Raw genomic sequence first — 26,211 nt, 5'->3', positions numbered from 1 at the left:
CGGCGGGAAGTGAGTCCCCTCACTCAACGTACAATTCGCGACAACCGTCGGTCTGCGAGCGGCTTCCCGCCGGTTTGGCAACCGGGGCAGTACTGGAGGCTGGAGTCAGCGAACGAGACCTCTCGTACGGCGTCGCCGCAGACCGGGCAGGGCAATCCGGTGCGGGCATGCACCCGCAGGCCAGAGCGCTTCTCGCCCTTGAGTTCGGCAGCCCGTTGTCCCACCGATCGGGACACCGCGTCGCCGAGCACGTCCCGGGTCGCCCCGTGCAGGGTGGCGAGCTGTTCGTCGGTCAGCCGGGTGGTCAGCGCGAACGGTGACAGCCGCGCCGTGTGCAGGATCTCATCGGAGTACGCGTTACCCACCCCGGCGAGCACCGTCTGGTCGGTTAGTACCCCCTTGACCTGGCCCTTTCGGCTTCGGAGCCGTTCGGCGAAGGTAGCTGGGTCCACGGCCAGCGCGTCCGGGCCAAGCCGGGCCACTCCCGGCACCGCCGTCGGGTCGGTCACCAGATAGACGGCGAGACTCTTCTGCGTGCCCGCCTCGGTCAGGTCGAACCCGGAGCCGTCATTGAGGCGGGCCCGCAGCGCCACCGGGCCCTTGCCGGGGCGCAGCGGGGCGCGGGACGAGAATTCCTCCCGGAAGTGCAGCCAGCCGGCGCGGGCCAGGTGAACGACCAGGTGCAGGTCGGCGCCGAGCACCAGGTCGAGGAACTTGCCGTGGCGCCGGGCATCGGTGACCGGCTGGCCGGCCGCGGCCGTGATCGGCGGGTCGTACGTCTTCAGGGCGTTGATCGCGGAGATCTCCAACCGGTCAACCCGTCGGCCGACGGCGCGTTGGCGCAGGTAGTCGGCGAGCGCCTCCACCTCTGGTAGTTCGGGCACCCACCAACGGTAGCCTCCAATTCCATGAAAATCGTGGTGGCGCACAACCGGTACCGGGAGGCTCAGCCGTCTGGCGAGAACACCATCGTCGACGCGGAGATCGCCCAGCTGACCGCGGCCGGGGTCGAGGTGCTGCCGTTCCTGCGCAGCTCCGACGAGATCGCGTCGATGTCCCGGTCCGCGAAGGCGCTGCTGCCGATCTCCCCGATCTACGCCCCGCGAGCCCAGCGGGAGCTGGGTCGCCTGCTTGACGAGCACCGGCCGGACGTGTTGCACCTGCACAACCCGTACCCCCTGCTCTCGCCCTGGGTGGTGCGGACCGCGCACCACCACGGGGTGCCGGTGGTGCAGACGGTGCACAACTACCGGCAGGTCTGCTCGTCCGGGCTGTACTTCCGGGACGGGGCGATCTGCCAGGACTGCCGGGGGCGGGTGCTGGGCGTACCGGCGATCGTGCACCGCTGCTACCGGGGGTCGCGGGCGCAGAGCGCGTTGATGGCGACGACGCTCGCCGTGCACCGGGGCACCTGGCGCTCAGTGGACCGGTTCATCGCGCTGACCACCTCGATCGCGGAGCACCTGCGGGACTACGGCATCCCGGAGCAACGGATCGTGGTGAAGCCGAACGCGATCCCCGACCCGGGTGCCCCGGCGCCGCTGGGCGCCGGCTTCCTCTTCCTCGGCCGGCTCAGCCCGGAGAAGGGGTTGGACCTGCTGCTGGAGGCCTGGCGTCGGCACCCGGACGGTGCGCTCGGCCCGCTCCGTGTCGCCGGGGACGGTGAGTTGCGACCCCTGGTGGAGGCGGCGGCGGCCCAGCGGGCAGATGTGACCTTCCTCGGTCCGCTGGACCGGGACGGGGTGCACGACACCCTGGTGGCGAGCGCGGTGGTGCTGGCCACCTCCACCTGGCACGACGTGCTGCCGACGGTGATCATCGAGGCGTTGGCCGCCGGCCGGCCGGTGCTCGGCACCGCCCTCGGCGGTATCCCGTTCCTGGTCGGCGCCGACACCGCGGAACCCGCCGGTTGGGTGGTGCCGCCGGACCCGACGGCGCTGGCCGCCGCGCTGCCAGCGGCAGCCGCCGAAGCCGTCAGCCGGGCACCGGCTGCTCGGGCCCGCTACGAGCGCACCTTCCACCCGGACGTGGTCACCCGGCAGCTGCTCGACATCTACGCCGAAACCGTCCGTACGGCCGAGTTGGGCCGCCGGTCAGTGCAGTGAGGCCCGAGCGGCGAAGGCGATGCTGGCGAGCAGGAAACCGCCGTTGATCGCGGTGAAGGCGATGATCACCCAGCTGGTCAGGCCGGGCGCGAAGAGCAGCACCAGTGCGGCAACGAAGATCACCGCGCCGTAGTCGCGGATCAGCTTCACCAGCCGCACCAGCAGCGAGGTCGAGGTGACCATGCTGCTCGCGTTCGGCCCGGCCTGCATCACCGAGGTGACCAGGTTCACCATCCAGGTACCGGCGAAGGCCGCGATCAGCCAGGCGGGGATGGATGGTGACTGCGCGACCGCGGTCGCACTGAGTGCGGCGACCAGGGCGATCTGGGCCGCCACGTCGCTGAGCACATCCACCCGCGCCCCGGCCGCGCTGCCCTGACCGGTGACCCGGGCGAGTTGCCCGTCCGCGCAGTCCAGCGCGTACGCCACCTGCCAGCCGACCAGCGCCACCAGCCCGACCAACCAGGCCGGTACGCGGCCCGCGGCGACCGGCTCGGCCAGCGCCGCCACGGTCACCGAGGTGAGCAGGCCGAGAACCAGGTTGGTGATGCTCAGGGTGGTGGGCCGCAGCCCGAGCCGGTGTGCGCCGCCGGCGAAGGCGGCCCCGATCCACTGGCTGATCGACTCGCTGAACAGTCCGCCGCCCCGGTTGGTCCGGTAGAAGTCGGCCCGGGTCGGCCGGGACGGTTCAGTCAAGGTGCTCACCGAGGGCGTCAAGACAGTCTCCCAACCGAGCCCGGAGCTCGTCGGTGGACAGGGCGAGGTGTTCGAGGATCGTGTAGCGGTCCGGCCGGGTCCGGGGCGCGAAGTGCACCGCCTCGACGAACTGCTCGTCGGTGAGGCCCAGGTCGGTCGGGCGGGTGGCCAGGCCGTGCCGGTGCAAGCACCGGGCGAGCTGGCCGAACCGGTCCCGGTCGCCGTGCAGCCAGGTGCAGAAGAGGGCCCCGAGCCCGACCTGCTCGCCGTGGGCGCTGGTGCCGGGCCAGAGGTGGTCGATGGCGTGCGAGATCTCGTGGTCGCCACCGCTGGCCGGCCGGCTCGAGCCGGAGATCGACATGGCGATGCCGCCGAGGATCAACGCCTCCGCCAGCGTGGTGAGGAAGGCGTCGTCGGTTATCTTGCCGGGGTGGTTCAGTAGCGCCTCAGCGCCGGTCCGGGCCAGCGTCACGGCGAGCCCGTCGACCGGCTCGCCGCGCAGCTCGTGGGCGAGCTCCCAGTCGGCGCAGGCGTTGAGGTTGCTCACCGCGTCACCGATCCCGGCCTGGGTCTGCCGGTCCGGGCCGTGCTCGACGAAGTCGAGGTCCACCAGGACGGCGATCGGGATGTGGACCCCGTACGAGCCTTTGCCGCCGTCGTGGGTAAGCGAGGCGACGGGGGAGGCGATGCCGTCGTTGGCGAGGCTGGTGGCGACCGTGACCATCGGAATGCCGTAGCGGGTGGCGGCGTACTTCGCGGTGTCGATCGTCCGGCCGCCGCCGATCCCGACCACCGCGTCGTAGTGCCGGCGGCGGAGCCGGTCGCCCAACTCGTTGGCGGCGTCAACGCTGCCGCCGGCCACCGTGAAGACGTCGGCCGAGCCCAGCGTCGGCCGGCACAGCTCGGCGATCTTCTCCCCCTGCCCGGGCCCCACCACCACGGCCACGTCGCCGCCGGCGGAGATCCGCCGGTCGGCGAGGAGCTCGCCGAGGTTGGCGACCGCCCCCCGGCGGACCTCGATGGCTAGCGGAGTGGCGACGGTACGGGCTAGTAGCGGCACGCGATCTCCCGAGCCCGCGCGAGGTCGTCGTGGTTGTCGACCTCGACCCAGTCGACGTCGCCGATCGGCGCCCCGCGTACCTCGCCACCTCGGTCGGCGAACTCCTGGTAGCCGTCCTCGTAGTAGCGGTTCGGGTCCTGTCGCCAGGTCGCCTCCAGCGCGTCGGCGAGCGCCGCGGCGACGTGCGGCTCGATCAGCGTCGCCCCGATGTACTCTCCGCGGGCCTCGTGCGGGTCCATCAGCTTGGTGATCCGGGTGAGCTGGCCGTCGGCGTCGAAGGTGGTCTTCATCTCCTCCTCGGCCAGCGTCTTGATCGTGTCGATCGCCAGCAGGATCCCCGGCCCGCGCTCGGCGAGCAGGGTCTTCTCCACGCTCACCGGATGGACGGTGTCTCCGTTGACCAGCAGGACCCCGCGGGCGAACCAGCTGCGGGCCAGCCAGAGCGAGTACGCGTTGTTCCACTCCTCGGCCCGGTCGTTGGGTACCAGGGTGAGCGTGACGCCGTACTTCCGCTCCAGGTCCGCCTGGCGTTCCCGAACCGCGTCGGCGGCGTAGCCGACCACGACGACGATCTCGGTGAGTCCGACCTCGGCCAGGTTGCGCAGCGCGATGTCGAGGATGGTGGTCGCGCCATCAACCGGCACCAGCGCCTTCGGCAGCGTGTCGGTGTGTGGGCGCAGGCGGCGTCCGGCGCCGGCTGCCAGCACCATCCCGACCATTCCGGCATCGTTCTGCGTTCGTTCGGCTGTCACCGGAGGAGAATAGCGCCGTCGAATGGGGCTCCTGGGAGCAACCGGACCGGCTGGTGGGTGGGGAGCGCGGGGCCGCCGGTGCCGCTCGACCGGAGCGGGCTGGTCGGATCGCATGCGGCAGCCTTGTCCCGGTAACACACTGGGTGCACGATGTTTTTACTGACTGCAACGTTCCGCAGGGGTTGAGGTGTGATGCAGGTTCGCGAAGTGATGTCCAGCCAGGTTTTGGTGGTCGGCCCGGAGCACACGCTCCGGCAGGCGGCGCGAATGATGTCGGAACGGGGTATCGGGTCGGCGGTCGTGATCGATCCGGATTCCGAAGGGGTCGGGATCATGACCGAGCGGGACCTGCTCAACGCGATCGGGCGCGGGCTGGACTGTGACAACGAGCGGACTGGAGCCCACCTGACCTGGGACGTGGTGTACGCGGGGCCGGAGTGGACGGTCGAGGAGGCGGCGACCGCGATGGCCCGGGGCGGGTTCCGGCACCTGGTGGTGCTCGACGGTCGGGAGGTGGCCGGGGTGATCTCGCTCCGTGACGTCGTCCGGGTATGGGCGACCGAACGGGTCGTCCCCGGGTGAGATCGGTCACCCGTCCGGTGGCACCGCGAGGTGACTCGTCGTGCCGTCGGCGCATCCTCCCTCGCCTTCCGTACGCTGAACAGCCATGACCGCCGAGCAGTTGATCTCCTTCGCCCGTGGCGCTCCCTCGTTGGACATCGTTGATGTCGAGGGGCTGAAGGCCGCCGCCGTCCGTGCGTTCGACGCCGATCCCACCGGCGTGACGGCGTACGGCCCCTCCGCCGGTTACCTTCCGTTGCGCGAGTGGATCGCGAGGAAGCACGGAGTCGGGACGGACCAGGTCTTGGTGACCAACGGTTCGTTGCAGGCCGACGCGTTCCTCTTCGACCACCTGATCCGACCCGGTGACGCGGTGGTGGTGGAGCGGCCGACCTACGACCGGACCCTGCTGAACCTGCGGCGGATGGGCAGTGAGCTGCACGGGATCACCATCCAGCCGGACGGGCTGGACACCTCCGAGCTGCGTAAGCTGTTGGAGTCCGGGGTGCGTCCACGGCTGGCGCACGTCATCCCGAACTACCAGAACCCGGCCGGGGTCACGCTGAGCCTGGACAAGCGGCGGGAGCTCCTCGACCTCGCGGTCGAGTTCGAGTTCACGATCTTTGAGGACGACCCGTACGCCGACGTCCGGTTCCGCGGCGAGGCGCTGCCCTCGATGCTTTCGTTGGACACCCAGAACCGCGTGGTGCACGCCTCCAGCTTCACCAAGACGGTCTGCCCGGGCGTACGCGTCGGCTACCTGGTCGGGCCGGCGGACCTGATCGCCGACATCGCGAAGAAGGCGACCAACCTCTACATCTCGCCGGGCATGGTCTCGGAGGCGACCGTGCACCAGTTCTGCGTCTCCGGGGACATCGACCGCTCGATCGCGACGGTGCGTCGGGCCCTCGGCGAGCGGGCCCAGGTGCTGGCCGAGGCGTTGCGGCGGCACCTCCCGGAGGCCCGGTTCGTCGAGCCGGACGGCGGCTACTTCCTCTGGGTGGAGTTGCCGGAGGACGTCGAGGTGGACCGGCTGGCTCCGGCCGCGGCGGAGCGCGGGGTCGCCGTCGTGAAGGGCAGTGACTTCGTGCTCGACGGTGGGCAGCACGCGCTGCGGCTGGCCTACTCGGCGGTGACCGCGGACCAGATCGACGAGGGTGCGCGTCGACTCGCCGCGGCGATGGCGGCCGTACGCGGCTGACCTCCCACCCGCGCCGGGCTGGTTCGAGTGTGGCCGGCCCGGTGGCGGGCGTGGGTTGGTTCGAGGCTCCCGGCCCGGCGTTCGCCCCGCCCCTGCGGCATCGGCGTTGACCGGTTGACGGCGTACGCTGCAACGCGTCGCCGAGCGGGGAGGGTGTGATGGCGGACCGGTCACGGCGCGGGCCCAGGGGCACCCGGGCGGGCGGTCGGGTGATCCGACCGCGTGACTGGGCTGCCCCGGTGCGGGCGATGACCCGCCGGCTCAGCTCCGACAGCGCCGCCGGGCCGCCGGTGCCGGCCATGCCCCACGATGCGGTCGTTGACTGCGCGCTCTATCTGGACGGCGAGCGGCAACCCGGCCACCAGCACCACGCCGAGGCGCTGGCGGCGGCTCGCCGGGCCGGCAACGGCTTCGTCTGGCTCGGCCTGCACGAGCCCGACCTGGCCCAGATGACCGAGATCGCGGTCACCTACGGCCTGCACGAACTGGCCGTCGAGGATGCGGTCAAAGCCCAGCAGCGGCCCAAGCTGGAGCAGTTCGGTGCGGTGAGCTTCCTGGTGCTACGAACCGCCCACTACCGCGACCAGGCCGAGTTGACCGAGCACTCCGAGGTCGTCGAGACCGGCCAGGTGCTGCTCTTCATCGGCCCGAATTTCCTGGTCAGTGTCCGGCACGGGGACGCCTGCCGGCTGGCGCCGGTGCGCGCCGACCTGGAGGCGAGGGGGGAGCTGCTGCCGCACGGCCCGTGGGCGGTGGCGTACGCGGTGACCGACCGGGTGGTTGACCAGTACCTGGAGGTCGCCGACCGGCTGGAGGACGACCTGGACACGCTCGAGGCCGATGTCTTCGACCGTCGGCAGGGCGGCGATCGGATCCAGCGGATCTATCAGGTGAAGCGGGAGTTGGTCGAGTTCAAGCGGGCGGTGATGCCGCTCCAACGTCCGCTGCTGCGGATCACCGCTGAGCGCAGCCGCGAGGTGCCGATGGAGATCTGCCGGTACTTCGGGGACGTGCAGGACCACCTCAGCCGTGCCGTTGAGCAGGTCAACTCCTACGACGACCTGCTCAACTCAATCCTTCAGACGCGGCTGGCCCAGGTCACCGTTGACCAGAACAACGATATGCGCAAGATCGCCGCCTGGGCGGCCGTCGCGGCGGTCTGGACCGCCATCGCTGGGATCTACGGGATGAACTTCGAGTTCATGCCGGAGCTGGGGTGGACCTACGGCTACCCCACGGTGCTGGCCCTGATGCTCGGGATCAGCTTGGCGCTGTACCGCTGGTTCCGCCGGCACGGCTGGCTCTGACCTGGGTCAGTGGCGGCCGTTCTTCATGGCCTTGGAGAGGTCGTTGCTGGGTCGGCCGGTGGCGCTCTTGCCCTCGGTCGTCGCGGGGACCTTCTCGGCCGGCGTGGCGGGGACCTTGTCGGCCGGTGTCGCGGGTAGCTTGTCGGCCGGTGTCGCGGGGACCTTCTCGCCCGGTGTGCGGACCTTCTCGGTCGGCGTCGCGGTGGACCGCCGGCCCGAGTTGGCCTTGGCGGTGCTGCCGGCCGCTCCACCGCTGGTGCCGCCCGTCGCCGTGGCACCGCGCTCCGCCCTGCCGCCTGCGCCACCGGTCGCCGGGCCCGCTGGTCTGGCGGCACCTCCGGTCGTGGTCGGCGCGGCTTGCTCGGCCGGGGTCCGGGTGGTGACCTCGATCATGTCCGTCTCGGCCTGCATCGGCTCCAGGTTGGGGACGGGGTCGTACTCGACCCACTCTCGCCGTTCGTAGCGGCGTCGCAACGCCATCGCGCCGATCAGGCCCACCACGGCGCTGGCCGCCAGCAGGCTGGCCGTCCTGCCCCGACCGGACCGCTGCTTCGCGCGTGTCGCCCGCATCTTCTTCGCCTGCACCTTCTTACTGGCGGTGGTCGACCTGCCCGCGTCGGCTCGCCGTTCGGCGGCAACCCGGCCGGCCGCCTCCGCCTGGGCCTCGCGGACGGCGATGGCCAGCGGCGCGAGGGCCGCCATGGTCGACACGTAGCCGCTCGCCGCCCGGTCCCGCATGACCAGCGCGGTCGGGGTAACCGCGCTGCGGGCCGCCCGTACCCGTGGGCCGACCGTGGCGCCGGTGCCGTTCGTTGCGTGCCCCGCTGCCCGCTTCAGGTGACCCAAGCTTCGACCAAGCTCGATCTTGGCAAGCTGGCTCTGGGTCTTGCGCCGCCCGTTTCCAAACACGGTCCCACCTCCTCAGAGTTGTCCCTTCGTCATCCTCCACCTTTGGATGCCTCCGCATGGCCAGATCGGGCACATGGGAGGATCCGCATGGAACTGAACAACGAGTGAGGAGTACCCGTGGCCGAGGATCTCTACGCCACCCTGCACACCAACGCCGGCCCGATTCGGCTGCAGCTCTTTCCGAATCACGCGCCGAAGACCGTTCGCAACTTCGTGGAGTTGGCCGACGGCACCAAGCAGTACACCGACCCGCGGACCGGCCAGCCGGGCAGCGGCCCGTACTTCGACGGCACGATCTCGCACCGCGTGATCAGCGGTTTCATGATCCAGATGGGTGACCCGACCGGCACCGGCCGGGGCGGCCCGGGTTACACCTTCGCCGACGAGTTCCACCCCGAGCTGCGGTTCGACCGGCCGTACCTGCTGGCGATGGCGAACGCCGGGCCGGGCACCAACGGTTCGCAGTTCTTCATCACGGTGGCGCCGACCCCGCACCTGACCAACCGGCACACCATCTTCGGGCAGGTCGCCGACGAGGAGTCGGTGAAGGTCGTTGACGCCATCGCCAACACCCCGACGAACCCCGCCGACCGCCCGCTGCGCGACGTCGTCATCGAGCGGGTCGAGATCGAGCGCACCGGTTCCTGAAGGCGCGGACGAGGTACCTTTGCTCGCATGACTGAGCGCTCGGGCACCTGGGCTGTCCGGTGAGTGAATCACCACCGACCACCCCGGTCTGCTACCGCCACCCCGGTCGGGAGGCCTACATCCGGTGCAACCGCTGCGACCGGGTCATCTGCCCGGACTGCATGCGCGAGGCCTCGGTGGGCTTTCAGTGCCCGGAGTGCGTCAATGAAGGGCGCCGCAGCGTGCGGCCGGCGCGGACCGCCTTCGGTGGTGGTCTCGCCGGCCAACACGGCTATGTCACCAAGGCGTTGATCGCGTTCAACGCCCTGGTGATGCTGCTCTCCATCGGCACCGACCGGGGTGGCGACGCGGTGGTGGGGGGCTCCGGCTTCGGCGGCCTGCTCGGCGGCAGCACCCCGTTGACTGAGTGGGGAGCCGTGATCGGGCTCGCGGTCTTTCCCAACGGCACCGTGGGTGGCGTCGCCGACGGCGAGTGGTACCGCCTGGTCACCGCGATGTTCCTGCACTACGGCGTGATCCACCTGCTGCTGAACATGTACGCGTTGTGGATTCTCGGCCGAACCCTGGAGGCGAGTCTCGGCCCGGCCCGGTTCCTGGCCCTCTACCTGATCGCCGGCCTCGGCGGGAACGTCGCGGCCTACCTGTTCAGCGCGCCGAACGCGGCCACGGCGGGCGCGTCAACGGCCGTCTTCGGGCTCTTCGCGGCCCTCTTCGTCGTCGGCCGGCGGTTGGGGCGGGACGTCTCCCAGGTGGTCCCGATCCTGGTGATCAACCTGGTCTTCACGATAACTGTGCCGGGGATCTCGATCCCGGGTCACCTGGGCGGTCTCGTGGTCGGCGGCCTGATGGCCTTCGTCCTCGCCCACGCTCCGCGGTCGCGGCGCACGTTGGTGCAGGTGGGCGGTGGGTCGGTGCTCGTAGTGGTGCTGCTCGTTCTGGCCCTGCTCCGGACCGCGGCCCTGCTCGCCTGACGGTCACGCGGGGCGGGCCGCCCGTAGCTGCGCCGCGACCTCAACCGGGTCGGCGTCCAGGTCGAACCGGCCGAACAGGTGCAGTGTCTCCCCGGTATCCACCTCCAGGGCCGCGTTTGACCGGCCGAGCCGGGCCCGCTGGTCCACCCGGATCTCCGTCACCTGCGACCACGGCAGCTGTCGACGGCCGGCGAAACCGCTGACCACCGTCAGCCCTTCCGGGTCGACCGCGAGGCGGACCGGTGCCAGCAGGTCCCGGGCGGCCCAGACCAGGAGCGCGGCGGCGGCCAGCCCGGTCAGCGTGAGCCGGACCGGGTCGCCGTCGGCGAGCAGGAGACCGAGCGCAACCAGCGCCCCGGCCCCGGCAATCTTGATCGCCGGCAGGGCGGCCGGGACCCGCCACTGCCGGGTCCCGGGCGATGTCGTATCCATATTGCCCAGCATGCCAGGGCAGCGGATTGCCGGGCGGGCCGCGTAGCATCGACGTCAAGCCAAGTTACCGGGGAGTAGTCATGAGTGACGCAGTCATCGTCGGTGCCGTACGCACCCCCGTCGGGCGACGCAAGGGAAGCCTCGCCGACGTACACCCGGTCGACTTGTCGGCGCACGTGCTACGCGCCCTCACCGAACGGACCGGCATCGACCCGGGTCAGGTCGATGACGTGTTCTGGGGCTGCGTCTCCCAGGTTGGCGAGCAGTCGTGGAACGTCGCCCGCAACGCCGTCCTCGCGGCCGGTTGGCCCGAAACCGTTCCCGGCACCACCCTCGACCGGCAGTGCGGGTCCAGCCAGCAGGCGCTGCACTTCGCCGCCGCGACGGTGCTCTCCGGGCAGGCAGACCTGGTGGTGGCGGGCGGGGTCGAGTCAATGACCCGGGTGCCGATGGGCTCCAGCGTGGTCGGGGGAGCGCCGTTCAGCGCGGCGATCCTGGACCGCTACCGGGGTGTGGAGGGGGTGGCGGCGGACGACCCGCTCCCGTTCAGCCAGGGCGTCGGCGCGGAGCTGATCGCCCGCCGGTGGCGACTGACCCGCGGCCAGCTCGACGAGTTCGCCCTCGCCAGTCATGAGAAGGCGGGCGCGGCGCAGGACGCCGGCGCCTTCGACGCCGAGCTGGCACCGGTCCCCCTCGCCGACGGGGGCACGGCCTCCGCCGACGAGGGCATCCGTCGGGACACGTCCCTGGCGAAGCTGGCCGAGCTCGCCACCCCGTTCCGGGCCGACGGTGTGGTGACCGCCGGCTCCGCCTCCCAGATCTCCGACGGCGCGGCGGCGCTCGCGGTCACCACCGCCGAGTGGGCCGGCCGGCACGGCCTGCGCCCGCTCGCCCGCATCCACACCGCGGTGGTCTGCGCCGACGACCCGGTCGCCATGTTGACCGCGCCCATCCCGGCCACCGCCAAGGCGCTGCGCCGGGCGGGGCTGGGCATCGAGGAGATCGGGGTGTACGAGGTCAACGAGGCGTTCGCCCCGGTGCCGCTGGCCTGGCTCGCCGAGACCGAGGCCGACCCGCAACGGCTGAACCCGCGCGGCGGCGCCATCGCCCTCGGGCATCCGCTCGGCGGATCCGGGGCCCGGATCATGACCACCATGTTGGCGCACATGCGGGACGAGAACATCCGGTACGGCCTGCAAACCATGTGCGAGGGCGGCGGCATGGCCAACGCGACCATCGTTGAGCTGCTCTGAACACCCGACGGGCATGACTCGTCCCGGTGGGCATGACCCTCGGTGGGCATGGAAGATGCAAGGTTCGACCGTCTCGCCCATATCACCTCGTGCCCGGGCGTCGTTGGGCAGGGCATGGACGTCTTCTCCCGAACGTTCCTTCCCGCTGCGGCCGAGGCTGGTATCGCGACCCAGACCGCCAGCCGGCACATGCCCGTCTTCCGGCGCTGCGTTGGCTCGGGTGACGCCCCCATCCTGGTCACCCGGTGCAGCCGCCCGAACCGGTCCACCCCCGGCGGGTACCTCCTGCTACTAACCCACCGACGACTGGTCGTCACGCGGCAGACCCGGGTGCTGCACCGGCTCCGCCTGCACCTCAACACCGAGCTGCGCGAGCTGAGCAACGTCACCTGGGGTCCGGACCCGCGGCTGCACTGCCTGGAGCTGGCCGCTACCGCCATCGACGGGGTACGGGAGCGGTTCGTCATCCGGACTCGGCACCCGAAGCAGGTGTGGCAGCTCGACGAGCTGCTCAACCACGCTTTCCGCACCCGCGTACGGATCGCACGTGAGCGGCTTGTCGCCACGATCGGCGACCCCGCTCCGACCCCGGTCCGGCCGGTTGCCTTCCGCCCGGCCACCGTCCGCTGACCGTTTCCTTACCGAACCCGAACACGGCCCGAGCAATGTCGCGCCGCCCCGATCGGACATCATGAGCCGGTGACCGTTGACGCGCCGCATCGCGGGCTCGTTCTCCTCGTTGAGGACGAACCGGCCATCGCCGATCTGGTCCGGCTCTATCTGGCCCGGGACGGGTTCGGCGTGCATCTGGAGCGGGACGGCGACGCCGGCCTCGCCGCCGCCCGCCGGCTCCGGCCGGTGGCCTGCGTTCTCGACATCGCGCTACCCGGTCTCCCCGGCACCGAGCTCTGTCGCCGGCTACGCGAGTCAGGAGACTGGACGCCGGTCATCTTCCTCACCGCGCGCGACGACGAGGTGGACCGCATCGTCGGGCTCGAACTCGGCGCCGACGACTACGTAACCAAGCCGTTCAGCCCACGTGAACTGGTGGCCCGGGTGCGGGCGGTGCTGCGCCGGGTCGCCGGACCGCCGTCGGACCAGCCGCGGATCGTCGGCGCGGTCACGCTGGACCCTGACCGCCGTACGGTGACCGCCGCGGGGGACCCGGTGCAGTTGACCTCCACCGAGTTTGACCTGCTTGCCCACCTGATGGCCCGCCCGGGGCGGGTGTTCACCCGGGAGGAGTTGCTCGCCGGGGTGTGGGGGTACGCGGTGCCTGCGGGCACCCGAACCGTTGACGTGCACGTAGCCCAGGTCCGCGCGAAGCTCGGCTTGGCGAGTGTGATCCGTACCCATCGGGGGGTCGGGTACGCCGTCGATGCGTGAGCATCGGATCGACCCGTTGAACGGGGCGACGGCCGGCGCCCGACGGCCCACCCGCACCCGCCGCGGGCCGACCCTGACCGTCCGGGCGGTGCTGGTCACCTGCGCGGTCGCCCTGGTCTCGGTCCTGGTTACCGCGATTGTCGCGGTGCCGCTCGCGGTCCGCGGAGTGGAACACCGCGAGCAGCAGGCGCTGGCCGCCCAGTCCCGACTCGCCGCCGAGGCGTTACGCAGTCGGTTGGACACCCCGCGCACCGTGGATGAGGACCGGTTGCTGCGCCAACTGCGGGCGCAGGGCATCGAGGCGTACCTGGTGCGAAACGGGGTGGTGGACCGGCCGGGACTGCCGGCCCAGGTGGTGGAGCGGATCGCCGAGGGGCGGCACGTCGCCGACCGGCGTCTGGTCGCCGGACGACCGGCGCTGGTGCAGGGGCGAGCGTTGCCCGGTGGCGACGGGGTGGTGCTCGCGCGGGCCGGCTCGCTCGGCGGCATGTGGCGGCAGGTCGCCCAGAGCCTCTGGCTGCCCCTGCTGGCCGGGCTGGCGGCCGGGGTGGTCGCCGGCCTGCTGCTCGCCCGTCGCCTGGCCCGGCCGATCCGACGGGCGGCGGACGCTGCCGCGCGGCTGCGGGCGGGCGAGCGCGCGGTCCGCGTCCCGGTGGAGCCCCCGCACGAGGTGGCGGACCTGGCGGAGGCCCTCAACGGCCTGGCCGCCGCGCTCACCACCAGCGAGGGGCGGCAGCGGGAGTTCCTGCTCTCCGTCTCGCATGAGCTGCGGACCCCGCTGACCGCCATCCGCGGGTACGCGGAGGCGTTGGCGGACGGGGTGATCGACCCGGCGGAGGTGGCCGGAACCGGGCGCACGGTGCTGGTCGAGGCGGAGCACCTGGACCGGCTGGTACGCGACCTGCTGGCCCTGGCCCGGCTAGAGGCCGTGGACTTCCCGCTGGAGCCGGTACGGGTCGACCTGGTTCGGCTGGCCGCGGAGGCGGAGCGGACGTGGGCGGCGCGGTGCGCGGCCGTCTCGGTGGTGTTCCAGGTCGAGGCGCCGGATCCGACGGTGCCGGTGCACACCGATCCGGGGCGGATTCGGCAGGTGGTGGATGGGCTGCTGGAGAACGCGTTGCGGGTGGTGCCGCCGGGGGCGCCGGTGGTGCTGGCGACCCGGTGGGCCGGCGCGGACGCGGCCGCCGGCGGGGTGATCGAGGTTCGGGACGGCGGCCCCGGCCTGACCGACGACGACCTGGCGGTGGTCTTCCAGCGGGGCGCGCTGCACCAGCGGTACCGGGGGGTGCGCAAGGTCGGTAGTGGGCTGGGCCTGGCCCTCGCCGCGGGCCTGGTCCGGCGGCTCGGTGGGGAGATCAGCGCGGGTCATGCGGCCGAGGGCGGGGCCGCGTTCGTCGTCTCGCTGCCGCCGGATCCTTACCAGACCCGAACCTCGGCCTGACGCCCTGCTCGCCCAGGTCGACCAGGCTGGACTCCCACCACAGGGATGAGAGGGAGAGTCATGGCACGTTGGGGAGTCGCCGCCACCACGCTGTTCGCGGCGGTTGCGCTTGGGCTCAGCGGTTGCGGCGCGGCCCAGGTGGTCGGGCCGGCCGGAGAGCAGGCCGTTGAGGTCGCCGCGGCGTTGGGCGTGGAGGGCCAGGCGCTGGCCGCGCTGGGTCTGGATCCGGTGGAAATGGACCTGGTGCCCGTCGCCGCGTCGGAGTCACCGGCCCCCGACGCGGAGGCGGGCCGGAAGGAACGGGCGGAACAGTGGCGCAAGCGGCGGCCGGCCCGGGTGCTGCTGCGGAAGAACAGCATGCACGGCGAGGTCGTGGTGCAGACGAAAGAGGACGGTCCGAGGACGGTGGCGGTCCAACGCGGTGAGGTAACCGCGATCGATGACCAGCAGATGACCGTCCGATCCTCGGACGGCTTTGAGCTGACCTGGACCTTCGCACCGGAGCTTCGGGTGGTGGAGCGCCGCCAGACGGTCCAGCCGGAGGCGGTCGAGGTTGGCCGGGTGCTCGGCGTTGCCGGCACGAAGGACGGGGAGAACGGCGAGGCCCGATTGATCGTGCTGCCCAAGAGCGAGTAGGTCGCTCCTGGCGGCGGTTCGGCACGATGGTCGCCGGACCGCCGCTGCTACATCAAGATCACGGCCGGACGAGGTACGCTATGGCGTCCAATGGTGCGCCCACCGGGGGAAACGTCCGTGAAGCTCTCGATCCTCATGCCGGTCTACAACGAGGAAGAACGCATCGCGGACGCCTTGAAGCAGGCTCTCGCGGTGGACTATCCGTGCGAGATCGAGCTCGTCGTGGTGGACGACGGGAGTCGGGACGGCACCGGCGAGATCCTGGACCGGGCCGATGACGCCCGGGTCCGCGTGATCACCCATCCGCGTAACTCGGGTAAGGGCGCGGCCATCCGGACGGCGGTCGACAACGCCGAGGGTGAGTACATGGTGATCCTCGACGCCGACCTGGAGTACGACCCGCAGGACATCGCCAAGCTGCTCGCGCCGGTCCTCGATGGGCGGGCCACCGTCGTCTACGGTAATCGCACCTTCGGCAGCCACAGCGCCTACAGCTTCTGGTATGTGATGGGCAACCGGGGCGTCACGATGGTGGCCAACGTGCTGTTCAACTCTTACATCGGCGACCTGGAGACCTGCTTCAAGCTGATGCCGATCGAGTTGTACCGCTCCCTGGACATTCACTCTCGCGGCTTCGGTATGGAGGCGGAGGTGACCGGCAAGCTGCTGCGCCGTCGGATCCGGCCGTACGAGGTGCCGATCAGCTATCGGGCCCGTGGCCGCGAGGAGGGCAAGAAGATCACCTGGAAGGACGGGGTCGAGGCGGTCTGGATTCTCGGCCGGGAGCGGGCCCGACGGCGCCCTTCGGACACCGCCCCCCGCTGATCCTCCGGGACCACCCTCCGCCAGGCCCCGCAGCCCGCCGAGCGCCCCCGTTGACCGCTGCGCCGGAAGGCCAGTGCAGTGCCGGGGAGGTCAGTGCAGCGCCGGGGAGACGAAGTCCACGACTGAGCGCCGCAGCCCCGATGCGTCCAGGCCGTGCCAGTGGGCGTGGTCGTCGGCCGACCCGTATCGCCGGAGTTCTTTGCGCCCGACGCCGAGTGCCAGCAGCCGGTGCGGACGGTCCGCCAGCGCCGCCGAGACCACCCGGCTGGAGGTCCCGGCGAGGTAGGGCTCGACCAGGATCACGTCGGCCCCGCCCCGATCGCGGAGCCCGGCAATATCGAACGGCCGCGGTCGGTTGGTGTACGCCACCGTGACGGGCAGGTCGGCCAGCGCCGCGGTGGCCGCGTCCAGGGTCGGTCCGACGGCCACCACCAGGGGTGCTCCTGGCCCGGCGTCCCGCACCACCTGTAACGCACCGTCGATGCCCAGCGGCCGGTCGTTGCTCAGCACCGACAGCCGCAGATACGCCGAGGTCTCCGCCGCTACCGCCGTCCGCAGCAGCGGCGCCACCTCACCGGGGTGGCCGGGCACGTGCACCGTCCAGCCGTGCAGGGTGTCGATCAGCGAGACATCCGCCGGCGACAGGTGGGTCCGGCCCGCCTCCGGCCGGTCGTACGAGGCGCCCACGCTGACCAGCACCGCGCTCGCGTCCTGGTGGTCCAGGTCGAGCTTGAGCTGCTCGTACGCCCGCTCGACCAGGAACGGCGCGTAGGTGTGCACGATCGGCCGCAGACCGGTCAACGCCAGCCCGCCGGCCACCCCGACCATCAACTGTTCCCGGATTCCGACGTTCAGCACCCGGTCCGGGTGCCGGCCCGCCGCCGGGGCGAAGAGGCCGGCGGAGATGTCGGCCAGCACCAGCGCGGTACGCGGGTCGTCGGCGAGCAGCGCGGTGGTGGTGTCGACGAAGGTGTCGCGCACTAGCCCTCCTTGGGCTCGACGACCGCCACGACGACGTGGGGCCGGTTGCCGTCATGCCCGGTCAGGGCGGTGTGCAGGGCGTCGTGGTCGCGTCCGTCAACGGTCGCCGCGGTCCAGCCGTCCACGGTGAACCGGGCTGCCGGTCCGCCTGGCCAGCCGTGGGTGGCGGAGGAGTTGTCGATCACGATCGCGGTGAGGTTGGCCAGGCCGGTCGTCCCGGCGTAGGTGATCGCCTCATGGTTGGAACCCTCGTCCAGTTCGGCGTCGCCGAGCAGCACGTACACCCGGGGTTCGAGCCGGCCCTGGGCGCGTAGCCCGAGTGCGGTTCCGACGCCGAGGCCGAGGCCGTGGCCGAGCGAGCCGGAGCCGATCTCCACGCCGGGCACGAGCAGCCGGTCGGGGTGGTCGCCGAGCCGGCTCGCCGGCCCACCCTGGTCGTCGAGCCAGTCGGCGGGAAAGAACTGCGCGGCGGCGAGCACCGCGTAGTAGCCGGCGACCGCGTGCCCCTTGGAGAGCAGGAACCGGTCCCGGTCCGGGTCGTCAACGGCCGTCGGGTGGACCCGCAGGACGCGGTGGTAGAGCACCTGGAGCACGTCGATGGTGGAGTAGACGTTCGTGCCGAACTCCCGGCCGGCGCGGACTCGTTCCAGCAAGGGAGCGACCGGCGGTCGGCCGTCGAGCGGCGCGGCGGCCTCGGCGATCGCCGCGGTGGTCGTAGTGGCTGTCATGCGGCTAGCCTGCAACTTGAAGCCAACTTTAGCTCAAGGTGACGTGATGCAGGAGTCATTGACCATCGGCCAGCTCTCCGCACGCAGCGGGGTGGCGTCGTCCGCGCTGCGCTACTACGAGCGGATGGGGCTGCTCCGCGCCGACCGCACCGGCGGCAACCAACGCCGGTACGCGCGCGGTGAACTGCGCCGAGTGGCGTTCATCCGGATCTCCCAACAGGTCGGCATCTCGCTGGAGGAGATCCGCGAGGCGCTCGAATCCCTGCCGGCTGCCCGGACCCCGACCCCGGAGGACTGGACCCAGCTCTCCCAACTGTGGCGGAACCGGCTGGACGAGAAGATCACGCTCCTGACCCGGCTCCGGGACGACCTCGACGGGTGCATCGGCTGTGGGTGCCTGTCGCTGCGGCGCTGCATTCTCAGCAACCCGGGCGACCAGGTCGCCGACGAAGGGCCCGGTGCACGCCTGGCGATGCCGCGCTAGCCGACCCGGGTTCCGGCCCGGCGATGCCGCGCTAGCCGACGGTCAACAACACCTTGCCGAGGTGCTCGTTCGACTCGACGAGGCGGTGGGCCTCGGCCACGTCGGTAATCGGCAGGCGGCGGTCCACGACCGGGTGGACCTGGCCGGCCACGATCAGCGGCCACACCTGCTCGCGTACCCCCTTGACGATCTCCGCCTTCTGGCCCAGCGGGAGGGAACGCAGGGCGGTCGCGGTCACCGTCGCCCGTTTCACCAGCAGCGCACCGAGATCCAGCTCCCCCTTCCGGCCGCCCTGCAGGCCGATCACCATCAGCCGGCCGCCGGTGGCGAGCGCGGCCACGTTCTGCCTCAGGTAGGCCGCGCCCATGATGTCGAGGATCACGTCCGCGCCCCGGCCACCGGTGAGCTGGCGAACCTCCGCGGCGAAGTCCTGCTCCCGATAGTCGATCGGGTGGGCGGCGCCGAGGGCCCGCAGCCGGTCGTGCTTGGCCAACCGCGCGGTCACCAGCACCGTCGCCCCGAGGGCTGCGCCGAGCTGGATCGCGAACGTGCCGACCCCACTGCCGCCGCCGTGCACCAGCAGCGTCTCCCCGGCGGCCAGCTTCGCCCGCTGCACGACGTTCGACCAGACCGTGCAGGCCACCTCCGGTAGCGCCGCCGCCTCCACCAGGTCCATGCCGTCGGGCACCGGCAGCAGCTGACCGGTCGGGACCGCCACCCGCTCCGCGTACCCGCCGCCGGCCAGCAGTGCACAGACCGGCTCACCCACCGCCCAACCGGAGACGTCGTCGGCGACCGCGCTGATCACCCCGGAGCACTCCAGACCCGGGTACGGGGGCGCACCTGGGGGCGGCGGGTAGTGGCCCTGCCGTTGCAGCACATCGGCCCGGTTGACCGCGCTGGCCCGTACGTCAACGATCACCTCGCCGGGGCCGGGCACCGGATCGGGCACCTCGGACCAGACCAACATCTCGGGCCCGCCGAACTCCTGGATCGTGATCGCCTGCATGGTCCCTGTCTACCCGACGCCGGTACCCACCCGGGAGCCCATACCGTTCATACCCACTGTGGACGGCGTGTCGGTGGGCGCGCCTGCCCGTCGGCCGGGTCGCCGTGGCAGACTAGGGCACGGTAGCCGCCCACGGGGTGGTACGCCGGGAGGGTTCGCCTAGTGGCCGATGGCGCTGGTCTTGAAAACCGGTAAGGCAGTGATGTCTTCGTGGGTTCGAATCCCACACCCTCCGCGTCGATGGGCAGCAAAACGCCCCCTGGCCAGCGAGCACGCCGGCTAGGGGCGAGGCTAGGAAAATCGAATCAGTCTCGCTCGGGGTTGCCGCATGCCACTGGTCAGCTAGCCTCACCGCCATGACTAAGCGGTTCGAGCGGGCCATGTGGCTCATGCGCCGTCATGATCCACAAGCCATGGAAGACGGCTTCGGCCTCCTACTTCCTCACGCCGCCGACCACCTTGACGAACTCATCGCTGAGTTCGCTCAGGAACGAAACGGCCACGGCTTGCGCTGCTGGCTGCTCGAACTCATCGGCGAAGCCCGCTCATCCCAAGCGCTGCCATTACTCACCGAACAACTATACAGCGACGACGAGTCATTCCGGTCTTGGGCTGTCATTGGACTGAAGCGCCTCAACACCAAACAGGCACGGCGAGAGCTGTGGAAAGCGCGATGCAACGGACTCAACGACTGACCCTTCAACGGCCAGATTACGAAATAATTGCGTATGGGCTTCCGCCGGGGCCTAGAACGGCGCCGGGCCTGATGTTCGGTCCGCGCCCAGTGCGGGCGGCTCCTGGCCAACGTCGACCAACTCCTGCGCCAGGTCCCGTCGCAGCGGATCGGGCCGACCGTTGACGTCTGTACAGCCGGGCCGTTCTGGAATTGGCCCGCGACCCGCCGAACCGCCGTCCCAGGCTTGACTCTCCCGCCAGGGGAGACTCCAGCATCGGTGCGGAACGGAGGAACCGAGCATGGACGACCTGATCCCGATTGGGCGTTTCTCCCGGATGAGCCGGCTGTCAGTCAAGGCCCTGCGCTTCTACAACGAGCAGGGCCTGCTCGCACCCGCCTGGGTCGACCCGTCCTCGGGCTACCGCTACTACCGGCGGGCCCAGGCCGAGCGGGCCGAGGCGATCCGGATGCTACGCGCAATCGACATGCCGATCGCGGACATCCGTGACCTACTCGCCGACGACGACCCGGAACTGACCGGCAAACGCCTCGTCGCGCATCGGGAGCGGTTGCGGGCCCGGCTCGCCGAGCAGGAGCAGATGCTGCGCTTCCTCCAAGCACTCATCGATCGAGGAGGACGTGTCATGCCCTACGACGTCATCGTGAAGGAAGCCGCCACCATTCCGGTGGCCAGCCTCACCCTGCACACCAGCCTCAATGCGATCGGTGCCGATATGGGCCGTGGCTTCGGCACGGTCGTCAACGCCATCGGCAACGCCGGCGCCGAGTCCAACGGGAAGCCGTTCGTCATCTACCACGACGTCATCGACGAACAGACCAACGGCGACATCGAGATCTGCATCCCGGTCCCGGCCGGCACCGTCCTATCCGGCGACCCGGTCCGCTACCGTGAGCTCCCCGGCGGCCCGGTCGCCACCACCGTCCACCGAGGGCCATACCAGGAGATCAGCCCCGCTTATCACGTCGTCACCGGGTGGATCGAGCAGGAGGGTATTCATCCAGCGGGCCCACCGCGCGAGGTCTACCTCAACGACCCGCGAACGGTCAGTCCCGCTGAGCTGCTCACCGAAGTACAGTTCCCCATAGACAAGACGCCGCGCTGATCGGGCGGCCAGCAGCTCCCCGCCACCCCGAGGCTGGTCGCCGCCGCATTCCGGCGGCACGACTACCCCTGGCACGACAGCGATCCGTACGCCGGCCTCTTCCGCTCCTAGCGCGAATGTCAGGCTTGCTTGATGTTCTGAGCAGTGGGACGTACTGTCGCTCAGAACTATCCATCGGCCGGAGGTATTTAGGGATGAGTAGTTCGGTCAATGTCGCTGACGCGGACGAATTTCCCCGCCCGTGGTCCTTGGTGGTGCGGGGTGCGACCTGGCTTCAGTTGGCATTCGGGATTAGCTACCTTTCCGTACTCCTCCTTTATGGCTTCGCTCGACTTGCGCTGGGGAGCCACGATTTCGTAACCGGCGAGGGCAATGATCCGAAGGATTTAGGGGCGGGTCTCGGCAACCTGCTTGCGAGGGTTCTGCACGGGCTCGGCACGGCTGCGGCAGTGATGAGTCCCTTCACCGGGGTTGTGCTTGGCTCCTTGGTTCTGCTCGGCTATGCGGTGAGTCGGCGAGTGCGAGCGGACTCAACAAGGCATTCACGTGTCTTCGTGGCGCTCTGCGTGTCTGCTGTCATCGCTGTGCTCGGCAGCACCGAGGCGTTTTCGGACATGCGGGTTTGGATCTTGGACTAGCTGTCAGGGGTCGGAACCCGTGACGTGTGCGATGGGGCAGTGGAGCCAGGCGATCAGAAGAGGCCCCCGGTGAGGAAGTGAAGGGCGAGCCAGGTCACGAACGCCAGCAGTGCGAACCGCCGCAGCCACACCCAGCCCGTGACCTTCCGGACCGGCTCGCCGGGCTTGCGGCGCTGCGTGCCGAACCACAACCAGACGTGCTCGGACAGGGTGTCACCGTCGCGACTGTTGAGCACCGCCGTCACTTCAACCACGCCGAAGTACAGGAGCCAGACGATCCATGCGGCCGTGTAGTTACCCAGCCCGATGGAGAGGCCGGCGACGGCACCGAGGAGAGCGCCGCCCGCGATGAACGGGAGTACGCGGCTCACCTCATCACCGCCCAGGTAGACCTCCGCATGTGCCTTGCCTCCCCACCGGTCATGGAGACGGCGGCGGCCTTGTCGTGCGTGGCGCTTTCGAGGCAGTCACCGTCGTGGTCGGCGCGCGGGTGTAAACGTAGACGATCCTTCGTGTCTCTTCAAGATATGCGTCGTGTTCGGATAACAGCTTTCGCGTTTACTGTGGTGAAAGTTGTTTGTCAGTGGTCGTATGGAAGGGTCAAGCAGTGTATGCCGATGTCCGAGGTTGGGACTTGCCACGGTGGCCTCCTGTCTGCTGAGAGCGGTTCGGGAGCTGACGTCCGATGTGTGATGCGGTTCGTCAGCGACCTGGGTGGGTGGGGTTACGTGGACGTCGTCGGCGGGGTCAGGGTGAATAGTCCGGCCTTGGGTTCGGCGAGGATCTGGCGGGTGATGAGGCGGGGCGCAGTAACGACAGGCCCGACCGGGCCGCTGCTGCGACCGTGCAGTGGGCAGCTGACAAGAGAGCGACTCCACCGGTCACCTCGACCATGCCTGACCGGGCAGCGGTCGTGCCACCAGTAGATAGCTAGCGGATGTGACTGCGTCGACCTTGTTCACGCAACCCTTCGACACTTCGCGACTGGGCCGCTCACCGTTCGGGCGGCTCCGTGCGGAAAACCAGCACCGCGGCGGCGACCAGCGGGCTGAAGACGACGATCAGCGCACATGTACTCAGCACGTCGCGCGGCACCCAGATGACGTTGTCACCGATTCCCGCCGTGTTCGCCAGCAGGGCCAACATGTACACCGAACCGAACGCCGCGGAAGCAATACGGACCCGCCGCCACCGGGCATCCCGCCTGCGCGTCCCGGTTTGTCTACGAGTTCGGGGCCGCCCACGTTTTCCGGACGCTACGACCGCATCCACCGCACGCGGAGATGCGATCGTGGTCGGGGCGGGGCGTAGCTGAAGCTGAACGAGACCGCGGATGGCCCAACCCAGCAGTGGGAAAAGGACCAGGATCGCGAGCATTGCGTGCACCGCCCAGGCAACCAACAGGGTAGGACCGCCCCAAGCGTCGTAGTAGGTGCTGGCCCATACGTTGCCCTCGTGACCGCCCAGACCGAGGACCTGCCGCAGCGGGTAACCGACATTGATCAGCATGATGCCGGCGAGCACCACGGTGAGAGCGGTGGTCACCAGCGCGAGAGGTAGGGCAAGGATCGAGGCCACGAAACGGCGGCCCTTCAGCGATCTCATTGCTGAGGGCACCGTCGTAGTGGCCGTGGCCAGCCGACGCCACATGTCCGGCCCGTACGTCTGCTCGACGTAGCGGAGTAGCGCTGCTGTCACTCGGTTCTGCATGCCGAGTTATCTTTCGCCACGTCGCGACCCAGAGCATCCGGACTGTCCCCTATTTTTCCCTGACCGACTCGGATGCCACGAACCTGCGCCGAACCCGCCACATTTCTGGGCCAACACCGTGATCGATGCCCGTCAAGGCTTGTTTCAGAGGGTGGTTCGGTAGCTTTGTTCACCGGCCGCACCTGGGTGGCGAGTCCGGAGTGCGTACCGCTGATGATCTGGACCGAGGGAAGACAGGTTGAGGTGCGCCTCGCGGTAGGCGCGCTGTGTGACGAGGGTTAATCCCGGTAGGTAAGGGCGGAAGGCTGATCATGGTGGCTCTACAGATAGCCCAGCTGGATTAGGCTGCGCGCATGGTGACGCGAGTGGACGTACGGATCGCCGGTGTGATCTTGGTTGATCCCCGGGGTCGGTTGTTGTTGCAGCTTCGAGACGGCAACACCGAAGTGGATCCGCATCGATGGTCGCTACCTGGTGGCCACCTGGATCCGGGCGAGGAGCCGTTGGTGGCTGCCCACCGAGAGCTCTATGAGGAGACCGGTCTCAGAGTCGATGAGCTGCGCCTGTTCTGGCGGGGCCTGGCTCCGGTGGGGGGCGTCCCCGGCACGGTCGGCGAGTTTTCAATTTTCTACGCGTCGACCAGCGCCACCGATGCGGATGTGGTGTGTGGGGAGGGGGCGGCGATGCGATTCGTTGACCGGGCTGACGTGCTCACCCTGGAGTTCGGGCGGGCTGACGCGGAGATCGTGCGGCGTTTCCTGGGCTCGGCGGAGTACCGCCAGTTGGTCCGGGCCGGTTGATCGCTGCTGCTGGCGGAGGCAGCGTGCGCTGGCGACTGCCGTCAGCCGCGCAGGGCCAGATGGTACGACGAGGTCCACAGCACCACGGCGCAGCCCAGGCCGACCACGATCCGTACGGTCCCTTCGCGAAGCCGGCCACGACGAGCGAGAAGCCGGCGACCGCGACGACGGTCAGCAGGGACGCGGTCCACCGGTACTGCCACTGGTCATACAGCCGGGCGAGGGGGAAGAAGTGCAGGCCCACGATTCCCACGTTGCCACGGCCCAGACAAGACCGAAGGCGGAGAGCGCCAGTACGCCTCGGCGACGAAGGTCGCGGGTAAGGGTGCGGCACTCGGCATCCACGGCGGACGGAAGGGGAGGCGTGGTGCGGGACGCGGAGGTCACTTTCGAACTTCCGGAGCCAAGCACGGTAGCCGAACTTTCAATCCATACCCGTAGCCCAGCTGGATTAGGCTGCGCGCATGGTGACGCGAGTGGATGTACGGATCGCGGGTGTGATTTTGGTCGATCCTGGGGGTCGGTTGTTGTTGCAGCTTCGAGACGGCAACACCGAAGTGGATCCGCATCGATGGTCGCTACCTGGTGGCCACCTGGATCCGGGCGAGGAGCCGTTGGTGGCTGCCCACCGAGAGCTCTATGAGGAGACCGGTCTCAGAGTCGATGAGCTGCGCCTGTTCTGGCGGGGCCTGGCTCCGGCGGGGAGCTTCCCCGGCACGGTCGGCGAATTTTCAATTTTCTACGCGTCGACCAGCGCCACCGATGCGGATGTGGTGTGTGGGGAGGGGGCGGCGATGCGATTCGTTGACCGGGCTGACGTGCTCACCCTGGAGTTCGGGCGGGCTAACGCGGAGATCGTGCCGCGCTTTCTGGGCTCGGCGGAGTACCGCCAGTTGGTCCGGGCCGGTTGATCGCTGCTGCTGGCGGTGCCGACCACGGTCCCCGCCTCGCCTCGGCATCGAAACCTCAATCGGGGAGCTTCCGCGCCGACCGCCGGAACGGCCCCCAGGCGACGAAGCGTTCGAATAGTTCGCGGGGGTGTGGTGCGTCGTGGGGGTTGAGGTGGTAGAGGTCGTGCATGGCTTCGTAGCAGAGTCCGGCGAGGTAGATCGATAGGCTCGATTGCCGGGTGTCGTATTGGGCGGTGAGGAGGAGGCGGGCTTCGGCGCAGGGCCAGGGGTGGCCGCAGGCGCGGCAGGTCCAGGTGGGTCGTAGGGGTGTGTGGGGTGGTTGGTTTCTGGTGCGGTGGCGTGGGTGTTGGGGGTGGGGGCCGAGTCGTGGTGTGGGGAGGTTGTGGCGGGGGTTCACCAGTGGCCTCCGTTGGCTCGCCATTGTTGGGCGGGGGTGAGTCGGCCGACGCGTCCGGGTTGGGGTTCGGCGAGGGTGGGTTGGGTCATCCATGCCGGCAGGCTCGCTGGGCGGTCAGGCCCGCTTCCCCGGTACGGCCTGTTTTCCCGGTACGGCCTACTTCCCCGGTGTGGTCCGCTTGCCCGGTACGGCGCGTTGCTGCGGGGTGATCTGCCTGCCCGGTGTGCTCCGCCCGCTCGGTGCGCCCCGCCTGCGCGGTACGGCGCGTTCGTCTCGTGCGGGCGGGGCGGCGCGGTGTTCCTCCGACGCCAACCAAACCAGCGAATTCGCATCTGGACCTCCTTGATGTTGGTGGAGGACCGCCCCCACTGACAGCGCGGGGGTGGGGGCGGTCCGACAGGCGCCTCCGGCGGGAAAGTCCTCCACCGGCTCACGCCGTCTCAATTCACTCTCTGTGTTAACCACCTGGCGGCGGAAGGGCTTCATGCTGATCCTGGCGAGGGTCTGGCGATCGTGCTCTTTTCCTGGCGGCGCTTGGCGATCTTGCTTGTTGGGCTGGCGTGGTGTGGC

At 70.0% G+C, this 26,211-nt stretch carries 30 protein-coding genes and 1 tRNA gene; 19 read left to right on the top strand and 12 right to left on the bottom strand.

The window, feature by feature from the left end; all coding sequences use genetic code 11:
* Window positions 1-23: 23 nt before the first annotated feature.
* On the bottom strand, window positions 24-884 hold the full coding sequence (locus tag SALPAC4_RS0109360) for an Fpg/Nei family DNA glycosylase (RefSeq protein WP_033665048.1): 861 nt from the start codon (window positions 882-884) through the stop codon (window positions 24-26).
* Window positions 885-908: 24 nt separating this feature from the next.
* Here SALPAC4_RS0109360 and SALPAC4_RS0109355 point away from each other — a divergent pair, with 24 nt between their 5' ends.
* Window positions 909-2,105 carry a glycosyltransferase family 4 protein gene (locus SALPAC4_RS0109355; protein ID WP_019870101.1) on the top strand — a complete coding sequence of 399 codons (1,197 nt, stop codon included), beginning with the start codon at window positions 909-911 and terminating at the stop codon, window positions 2,103-2,105.
* On the opposite strand, the gene SALPAC4_RS0109350 is transcribed toward SALPAC4_RS0109355, so the two are convergent.
* The 3 genes from SALPAC4_RS0109350 to SALPAC4_RS0109340 are packed head-to-tail and all read right to left on the bottom strand — an operon-like array spanning window position 2,094 to window position 4,580.
* A complete protein-coding gene (locus SALPAC4_RS0109350) occupies window positions 2,094-2,810 on the bottom strand; it encodes a CDP-alcohol phosphatidyltransferase family protein (RefSeq protein ID WP_019870100.1) in 717 nt (238 codons plus the stop codon). The two genes, SALPAC4_RS0109355 and SALPAC4_RS0109350, sit on opposite strands and share 12 nt — an antisense overlap.
* Window positions 2,794-3,861, bottom strand: a complete 1,068-nt coding sequence (locus SALPAC4_RS0109345; protein WP_019870099.1) for an iron-containing alcohol dehydrogenase family protein — start codon at window positions 3,859-3,861, stop codon at window positions 2,794-2,796. Before SALPAC4_RS0109345 ends, SALPAC4_RS0109350 begins: the two co-directional genes overlap by 17 nt.
* Window positions 3,849-4,580, bottom strand: a complete 732-nt coding sequence (locus tag SALPAC4_RS0109340; RefSeq protein WP_027645067.1) for a phosphocholine cytidylyltransferase family protein — start codon at window positions 4,578-4,580, stop codon at window positions 3,849-3,851. Before SALPAC4_RS0109340 ends, SALPAC4_RS0109345 begins: the two co-directional genes overlap by 13 nt.
* A gap of 225 nt (window positions 4,581-4,805) precedes the next feature.
* Between SALPAC4_RS0109340 and SALPAC4_RS0109335 the strand changes: the two genes are divergently transcribed.
* From SALPAC4_RS0109335 to SALPAC4_RS0109325, 3 genes are all read left to right on the top strand, one after another.
* Window positions 4,806-5,195 (top strand): CBS domain-containing protein, encoded by a 390-nt coding sequence (locus SALPAC4_RS0109335; RefSeq protein WP_018733007.1) that lies wholly within the window; start codon window positions 4,806-4,808, stop codon window positions 5,193-5,195.
* A gap of 85 nt (window positions 5,196-5,280) precedes the next feature.
* A complete protein-coding gene (locus SALPAC4_RS0109330; RefSeq protein ID WP_019870097.1) occupies window positions 5,281-6,375 on the top strand; it encodes an aminotransferase-like domain-containing protein in 1,095 nt (364 codons plus the stop codon).
* A 158-nt stretch (window positions 6,376-6,533) separates the two neighbouring features.
* On the top strand, window positions 6,534-7,682 hold the full coding sequence (locus SALPAC4_RS0109325; protein ID WP_027645068.1) for a magnesium and cobalt transport protein CorA: 1,149 nt from the start codon (window positions 6,534-6,536) through the stop codon (window positions 7,680-7,682).
* A 6-nt stretch (window positions 7,683-7,688) separates the two neighbouring features.
* Here the strand turns inward: SALPAC4_RS0109325 and SALPAC4_RS0109320 are convergent, their stop codons facing one another.
* Entirely contained in the window at window positions 7,689-8,591 is a 903-nt protein-coding gene (locus SALPAC4_RS0109320; RefSeq protein ID WP_019870095.1) for a hypothetical protein, read from the bottom strand.
* 117 nt (window positions 8,592-8,708) lie between these two features.
* Between SALPAC4_RS0109320 and SALPAC4_RS0109315 the strand changes: the two genes are divergently transcribed.
* Both SALPAC4_RS0109315 and SALPAC4_RS0109310 read left to right on the top strand, forming a co-directional pair.
* Window positions 8,709-9,239 carry a peptidylprolyl isomerase gene (locus tag SALPAC4_RS0109315; protein ID WP_018733003.1) on the top strand — a complete coding sequence of 177 codons (531 nt, stop codon included), beginning with the start codon at window positions 8,709-8,711 and terminating at the stop codon, window positions 9,237-9,239.
* Between the two features lie 59 nt (window positions 9,240-9,298).
* Entirely contained in the window at window positions 9,299-10,210 is a 912-nt protein-coding gene (locus SALPAC4_RS0109310; RefSeq protein WP_019870094.1) for a rhomboid family intramembrane serine protease, read from the top strand.
* Window positions 10,211-10,213: 3 nt separating this feature from the next.
* Here the strand turns inward: SALPAC4_RS0109310 and SALPAC4_RS0109305 are convergent, their stop codons facing one another.
* A complete protein-coding gene (locus tag SALPAC4_RS0109305) occupies window positions 10,214-10,654 on the bottom strand; it encodes a PH domain-containing protein (protein WP_019870093.1) in 441 nt (146 codons plus the stop codon).
* A gap of 68 nt (window positions 10,655-10,722) precedes the next feature.
* On the opposite strand from SALPAC4_RS0109305, the gene SALPAC4_RS0109300 reads away from it, so the two are divergent.
* The 6 genes from SALPAC4_RS0109300 (at window position 10,723) to SALPAC4_RS0109275 (ending at window position 16,183) form a co-directional block, all read left to right on the top strand.
* The gene (locus SALPAC4_RS0109300) at window positions 10,723-11,895 is read left to right on the top strand and encodes a thiolase family protein (protein WP_019870092.1); all 1,173 of its coding nucleotides are present in this window, start codon (window positions 10,723-10,725) and stop codon (window positions 11,893-11,895) included.
* Between the two features lie 114 nt (window positions 11,896-12,009).
* On the top strand, window positions 12,010-12,525 hold the full coding sequence (locus tag SALPAC4_RS0109295) for a hypothetical protein (RefSeq protein WP_019870091.1): 516 nt from the start codon (window positions 12,010-12,012) through the stop codon (window positions 12,523-12,525).
* A 69-nt stretch (window positions 12,526-12,594) separates the two neighbouring features.
* Complete coding sequence (locus SALPAC4_RS0109290; RefSeq protein ID WP_018732998.1) at window positions 12,595-13,281, top strand: response regulator transcription factor; 687 nt, start codon at window positions 12,595-12,597, stop codon at window positions 13,279-13,281.
* Window positions 13,274-14,722 carry a sensor histidine kinase gene (locus tag SALPAC4_RS0109285; protein ID WP_019870090.1) on the top strand — a complete coding sequence of 483 codons (1,449 nt, stop codon included), beginning with the start codon at window positions 13,274-13,276 and terminating at the stop codon, window positions 14,720-14,722. The genes SALPAC4_RS0109290 and SALPAC4_RS0109285 overlap by 8 nt, the downstream gene beginning before the upstream one ends.
* A 60-nt stretch (window positions 14,723-14,782) precedes the next feature.
* Entirely contained in the window at window positions 14,783-15,358 is a 576-nt protein-coding gene (locus tag SALPAC4_RS0109280; RefSeq protein ID WP_019870089.1) for a hypothetical protein, read from the top strand.
* Between the two features lie 117 nt (window positions 15,359-15,475).
* Window positions 15,476-16,183, top strand: coding sequence for a glycosyltransferase family 2 protein (locus SALPAC4_RS0109275; protein WP_018732995.1), 708 nt, complete (start codon window positions 15,476-15,478; stop codon window positions 16,181-16,183).
* A gap of 90 nt (window positions 16,184-16,273) precedes the next feature.
* Here the strand turns inward: SALPAC4_RS0109275 and SALPAC4_RS0109270 are convergent, their stop codons facing one another.
* Window positions 16,274-17,164, bottom strand: coding sequence for a transketolase family protein (locus tag SALPAC4_RS0109270; RefSeq protein WP_019870088.1), 891 nt, complete (start codon window positions 17,162-17,164; stop codon window positions 16,274-16,276).
* Window positions 17,164-17,892, bottom strand: a complete 729-nt coding sequence (locus SALPAC4_RS0109265) for a transketolase (RefSeq protein ID WP_019870087.1) — start codon at window positions 17,890-17,892, stop codon at window positions 17,164-17,166. Before SALPAC4_RS0109265 ends, SALPAC4_RS0109270 begins: the two co-directional genes overlap by 1 nt.
* A gap of 46 nt (window positions 17,893-17,938) precedes the next feature.
* Between SALPAC4_RS0109265 and soxR the strand changes: the two genes are divergently transcribed.
* Window positions 17,939-18,376 (top strand): redox-sensitive transcriptional activator SoxR, encoded by a 438-nt coding sequence (soxR, locus tag SALPAC4_RS0109260; RefSeq protein WP_019870086.1) that lies wholly within the window; start codon window positions 17,939-17,941, stop codon window positions 18,374-18,376.
* Window positions 18,377-18,407: 31 nt separating this feature from the next.
* Here soxR and SALPAC4_RS0109255 read toward each other — a convergent pair whose 3' ends face one another.
* Window positions 18,408-19,385, bottom strand: a complete 978-nt coding sequence (locus tag SALPAC4_RS0109255) for an NAD(P)H-quinone oxidoreductase (protein ID WP_019870085.1) — start codon at window positions 19,383-19,385, stop codon at window positions 18,408-18,410.
* Between the two features lie 148 nt (window positions 19,386-19,533).
* Between SALPAC4_RS0109255 and SALPAC4_RS0109250 the strand changes: the two genes are divergently transcribed.
* From SALPAC4_RS0109250 to SALPAC4_RS0109235, 4 genes are all read left to right on the top strand, one after another.
* A tRNA-Ser gene (locus SALPAC4_RS0109250) sits at window positions 19,534-19,620 on the top strand.
* A 121-nt stretch (window positions 19,621-19,741) separates the two neighbouring features.
* The gene (locus SALPAC4_RS0109245; protein ID WP_020113477.1) at window positions 19,742-20,080 is read left to right on the top strand and encodes a HEAT repeat domain-containing protein; all 339 of its coding nucleotides are present in this window, start codon (window positions 19,742-19,744) and stop codon (window positions 20,078-20,080) included.
* 280 nt (window positions 20,081-20,360) lie between these two features.
* Window positions 20,361-21,185, top strand: a complete 825-nt coding sequence (locus SALPAC4_RS0109240) for a MerR family transcriptional regulator (protein ID WP_019870084.1) — start codon at window positions 20,361-20,363, stop codon at window positions 21,183-21,185.
* 194 nt (window positions 21,186-21,379) lie between these two features.
* Window positions 21,380-21,823 (top strand): hypothetical protein, encoded by a 444-nt coding sequence (locus tag SALPAC4_RS0109235; protein ID WP_019870083.1) that lies wholly within the window; start codon window positions 21,380-21,382, stop codon window positions 21,821-21,823.
* 53 nt (window positions 21,824-21,876) lie between these two features.
* Here SALPAC4_RS0109235 and SALPAC4_RS0109230 read toward each other — a convergent pair whose 3' ends face one another.
* Together SALPAC4_RS0109230 and SALPAC4_RS0109225 are read right to left on the bottom strand one after the other, a co-directional pair.
* Complete coding sequence (locus SALPAC4_RS0109230; protein ID WP_019870082.1) at window positions 21,877-22,194, bottom strand: hypothetical protein; 318 nt, start codon at window positions 22,192-22,194, stop codon at window positions 21,877-21,879.
* 622 nt (window positions 22,195-22,816) lie between these two features.
* Complete coding sequence (locus tag SALPAC4_RS0109225) at window positions 22,817-23,533, bottom strand: hypothetical protein (protein WP_223874726.1); 717 nt, start codon at window positions 23,531-23,533, stop codon at window positions 22,817-22,819.
* 353 nt (window positions 23,534-23,886) lie between these two features.
* Between SALPAC4_RS0109225 and SALPAC4_RS0109215 the strand changes: the two genes are divergently transcribed.
* Both SALPAC4_RS0109215 and SALPAC4_RS0109210 read left to right on the top strand, forming a co-directional pair.
* Entirely contained in the window at window positions 23,887-24,333 is a 447-nt protein-coding gene (locus SALPAC4_RS0109215) for an NUDIX domain-containing protein (protein WP_020113476.1), read from the top strand.
* Window positions 24,334-24,797: 464 nt separating this feature from the next.
* The gene (locus SALPAC4_RS0109210) at window positions 24,798-25,244 is read left to right on the top strand and encodes an NUDIX domain-containing protein (RefSeq protein WP_020113475.1); all 447 of its coding nucleotides are present in this window, start codon (window positions 24,798-24,800) and stop codon (window positions 25,242-25,244) included.
* Window positions 25,245-25,299: 55 nt separating this feature from the next.
* Here the strand turns inward: SALPAC4_RS0109210 and SALPAC4_RS28410 are convergent, their stop codons facing one another.
* Window positions 25,300-25,641, bottom strand: a complete 342-nt coding sequence (locus tag SALPAC4_RS28410; protein WP_033665051.1) for a hypothetical protein — start codon at window positions 25,639-25,641, stop codon at window positions 25,300-25,302.
* Window positions 25,642-26,211: the final 570 nt, after the last annotated feature.

It is taken from the genome of Salinispora oceanensis (assembly GCF_000383575.1).
GTDB lineage: Bacteria > Actinomycetota > Actinomycetes > Mycobacteriales > Micromonosporaceae > Micromonospora > Micromonospora oceanensis.
The sequence above is the reverse complement of the archived record's forward strand: the minus strand, read 5'-3'. Positions and strand labels throughout refer to the sequence as shown.

Excerpts from the sequence above, each read along its gene's own strand:
- SALPAC4_RS0109355 (WP_019870101.1), top strand. The coding sequence starts at position 909 with ATGAAAATCGTGGTGGCGCACAACCGGTACCGGGAGGCTCAGCCGTCT.
- SALPAC4_RS0109340 (WP_027645067.1), bottom strand. The coding sequence starts at position 4,580 with ATGGTCGGGATGGTGCTGGCAGCCGGCGCCGGACGCCGCCTGCGCCCA.
- SALPAC4_RS0109335 (WP_018733007.1), top strand. The coding sequence starts at position 4,806 with ATGCAGGTTCGCGAAGTGATGTCCAGCCAGGTTTTGGTGGTCGGCCCG.
- SALPAC4_RS0109330 (WP_019870097.1), top strand. The coding sequence starts at position 5,281 with ATGACCGCCGAGCAGTTGATCTCCTTCGCCCGTGGCGCTCCCTCGTTG.
- SALPAC4_RS0109325 (WP_027645068.1), top strand. The coding sequence starts at position 6,534 with ATGGCGGACCGGTCACGGCGCGGGCCCAGGGGCACCCGGGCGGGCGGT.
- SALPAC4_RS0109305 (WP_019870093.1), bottom strand. The coding sequence starts at position 10,654 with ATGCTGGGCAATATGGATACGACATCGCCCGGGACCCGGCAGTGGCGG.
- SALPAC4_RS0109300 (WP_019870092.1), top strand. The coding sequence starts at position 10,723 with ATGAGTGACGCAGTCATCGTCGGTGCCGTACGCACCCCCGTCGGGCGA.
- SALPAC4_RS0109295 (WP_019870091.1), top strand. The coding sequence starts at position 12,010 with ATGGACGTCTTCTCCCGAACGTTCCTTCCCGCTGCGGCCGAGGCTGGT.
- SALPAC4_RS0109285 (WP_019870090.1), top strand. The coding sequence starts at position 13,274 with ATGCGTGAGCATCGGATCGACCCGTTGAACGGGGCGACGGCCGGCGCC.
- SALPAC4_RS0109280 (WP_019870089.1), top strand. The coding sequence starts at position 14,783 with ATGGCACGTTGGGGAGTCGCCGCCACCACGCTGTTCGCGGCGGTTGCG.
- SALPAC4_RS0109265 (WP_019870087.1), bottom strand. The coding sequence starts at position 17,892 with ATGACAGCCACTACGACCACCGCGGCGATCGCCGAGGCCGCCGCGCCG.
- soxR (WP_019870086.1), top strand. The coding sequence starts at position 17,939 with ATGCAGGAGTCATTGACCATCGGCCAGCTCTCCGCACGCAGCGGGGTG.
- SALPAC4_RS0109255 (WP_019870085.1), bottom strand. The coding sequence starts at position 19,385 with ATGCAGGCGATCACGATCCAGGAGTTCGGCGGGCCCGAGATGTTGGTC.
- SALPAC4_RS0109245 (WP_020113477.1), top strand. The coding sequence starts at position 19,742 with ATGACTAAGCGGTTCGAGCGGGCCATGTGGCTCATGCGCCGTCATGAT.
- SALPAC4_RS0109240 (WP_019870084.1), top strand. The coding sequence starts at position 20,361 with ATGGACGACCTGATCCCGATTGGGCGTTTCTCCCGGATGAGCCGGCTG.
- SALPAC4_RS0109235 (WP_019870083.1), top strand. The coding sequence starts at position 21,380 with ATGAGTAGTTCGGTCAATGTCGCTGACGCGGACGAATTTCCCCGCCCG.
- SALPAC4_RS0109225 (WP_223874726.1), bottom strand. The coding sequence starts at position 23,533 with ATGCAGAACCGAGTGACAGCAGCGCTACTCCGCTACGTCGAGCAGACG.
- SALPAC4_RS0109215 (WP_020113476.1), top strand. The coding sequence starts at position 23,887 with ATGGTGACGCGAGTGGACGTACGGATCGCCGGTGTGATCTTGGTTGAT.
- SALPAC4_RS0109210 (WP_020113475.1), top strand. The coding sequence starts at position 24,798 with ATGGTGACGCGAGTGGATGTACGGATCGCGGGTGTGATTTTGGTCGAT.